We start from the raw sequence: 2,449 nt of genomic DNA on the forward strand, positions 1-2,449 counted from the left end.
CATGTTGAAGTCGAGGCATCGAGCTTCACCGTCGTACATACTATAGTGGATAAACTCACCGTCGCGGACCAGTCAACGGTCGCGCATGGACATGCGGCGGCTGGTGGGGCGGAATGTCCGCAGAGCCCGAGAGGCAGCGGGGTTGACCCAGGAAGAACTCGCCGAAAAGTCCGGCTTCACCCAGCAGTACCTCTCCGGACTGGAGACCGGTAAGCGCAACCCAACCATCGTTAGCCTCTATGAGCTAGCGCAGGCCTTGGGCGTATCGCATTTGGACTTGGTCAAGCCGGACAACCAGTCGTGACCTGCTAGGCCGAAGCGCTGGGCTTTGACGTGGCGGCGCACATCTCGCGCGGCCGCGGCCCAGCTAGTACTACAGTTGCATGTAGCGCTTGTAGTGACTGAGCGTGGCCGCCGCCTGATGCCGTCGTCGCCATAATGACCATGCCAGGACGAAGGGCGTTCGGGTGGGCGGCCGGATGAGCAGCCGGGCAAGCAGATAGCGGATCTCGGGCACGCTGGGCACGAGAGCGGCCATGCGGATCAGGCGGCGATTGGCTCGGCCGGACTCGTTTCGTTCGGTTTGCTCCATGCGCTGCGGCGAAGATCGGCCGACAACTTGGAGAGGAACGCTAAGGCGGCCATGCAGAGGCTCATGTGCCGATGCCAGCCATGCCAGGAGCGCGCTTCGCAGTGATCCAGGCCGAGATCGTCCTTTGCGCGCTCAAAGCACTCCTCGACCGCCCACCGCAGTCCGGCCACCGCGGCGAGTTCGGCGAGCGTCGTGCCGGGCGGAGCGAAGGCCAAATAGTAGGTCTTCTCGGCGGATTTCGAGCGTTTGCGGCGCACGAGCAGCCAGTATTCGAAGCCCTCGTCAGACGTCCACGGCCGCCGGATACGGGCCCAGTCGTAGAGCCGCGGCCCCTTCGCGCCCTCGCCGGCGGCATGGCAGGCCCAGTCCTGCGGCGTCAGTTCGCCGGCGAGTTCCTCAGGGCAGGTCTCCTCGAAGTTCCACTGTCCACCCTGGCGCATGGAGTGGGCCCCGCGCACCGCCAGGACATAGGGCTGATGCCGCGCCTCGAGCATGCGGCGAAGGCTGCTATCGGCGCCGTACACCGCATCGCCCAGTACGTAGGCGCAGGGCACGCCGGCCTCCAACGCCGCCGCGATCATCGCGCGAGCCATCTTCGGCTTGGTCACGAACTCGACCTCGGCCGGGATCGCGGCCCGCTCGCAGCGAGCCGTGTCCTTCGTCCAGCTCTCCGGCAGATAAAGCCTGCGATCGATCAGCGCCTGGCCGTAACGGCTCGCGTACGCCAGAAACACCCCGACCTGACAGTTCTCGATGCGCCCGGCCGTCCCTGAGTACTGGCGCGCCACCCCGGCGGAATGCTCGCCCTTCTTCACGAAGCCGGTCTCGTCGACGATCAGCACCCCATCCGGGTCGCCCAGCGCCTCGACCACATAGCCGCGGACCTCGTCACGGAGCTCGTCGGCGTTCCAGCAACTGCGCCCGAGCAGCGCCTGCATGCGATAGGGCCGCTCCGCGCCTGCCTGCTCGGCCATTAGCCAGCCCGTCTTGCGCTCAATCCCCGACAGCAGACCATCGAGAAACGCCGAAGCCGTCTCCCGCAACTGCCGGCGCGGCAGAACTCGGCCAACCCGCGCCTTCACCGCCGCGAGCTCCCGTTCCCAGGCCAGCAACGATCCCGACCATGCGGCGACAGACATCAGCTGATCCCCCTCAAGACCCGAGAGGGAATCAGAAACTTCGCCCTACCGCAACTGTAGTACTAGAGCGCGTTGAGATTAGGTGGAATAGCCTGAGTTCCTGAGATAGCTGGCGCACTCGTCCGGCGGGAAATCGTCGAGGAGGGCGCCGGCGGCCCCAAGCAGGGCGTCATAGGATCGCGCCTGGGCCTTGCGGAGCCCGTGTTTGAGCTTGGCGAAGACCTGCTCGATCGGGTTCAGGTCGGGGGAGTATTTCGGCAGGAAGAGCAGCTTGGCTCCAGCCTGGCGGATGGCGCGGCGGACCTGCTTGCCACGGTGACTGCCGAGATTGTCCATGACGACCACATCGCCGGGGCTGAGGGTCGGGACCAAGAAGGTCCGCACATAGGCCAGGAAGCTCTCGCCGTTGATTGGCCCGTCGATGACGCACCGGGCCGCGAGGCGGTCGTGGCGCAGGGCGGCGAGAAAGGTCAGTGTGCGCCAGCGGCCCTGCGGTGCCTTGGCGACCAGGCGCTTGCCACGCGGCGCACGACCATGGGTGCGGGTCATGCTGGTCTTGGCCCAAGTCTCGTCGATGAAGACCAGACGCGTGGGATCAAGCCGGCCTTGGTACTTCTTCCACTGCGCTCGCCGCCTCGCCACGTCGACGCGGTCCTGTTCGCTGGCGTGCAGGCTTTTTTTTGAAGCTGATGCCCTCGTGTTCGAAGAAGTGCCAGAC

At 65.7% G+C, this 2,449-nt stretch carries 2 protein-coding genes and 1 pseudogene; 1 reads left to right on the forward strand and 2 read right to left on the reverse strand.

Going from position 1 to position 2,449, the window contains the following annotated elements:
- Positions 1-91 precede the first annotated feature (91 nt).
- Positions 92-304: a helix-turn-helix transcriptional regulator gene (locus VJS38_RS01240; RefSeq protein WP_324086335.1), complete on the forward strand. Its 213-nt coding sequence runs from the start codon at positions 92-94 to the stop codon at positions 302-304.
- A 239-nt stretch (positions 305-543) separates the two neighbouring features.
- Here the strand turns inward: VJS38_RS01240 and VJS38_RS01245 are convergent, their stop codons facing one another.
- Both VJS38_RS01245 and VJS38_RS01250 read right to left on the reverse strand, forming a co-directional pair.
- Complete coding sequence (locus tag VJS38_RS01245) at positions 544-1,731, reverse strand: IS701 family transposase (RefSeq protein WP_324086336.1); 1,188 nt, start codon at positions 1,729-1,731, stop codon at positions 544-546.
- Positions 1,732-1,809: 78 nt separating this feature from the next.
- Positions 1,810-2,449 (reverse strand): annotated as a pseudogene (locus tag VJS38_RS01250) (IS630 family transposase); the annotation flags it as partial.

The organism is Phenylobacterium sp., from assembly GCF_035276905.1.
Taxonomy (GTDB): domain Bacteria; phylum Pseudomonadota; class Alphaproteobacteria; order Caulobacterales; family Caulobacteraceae; genus Phenylobacterium.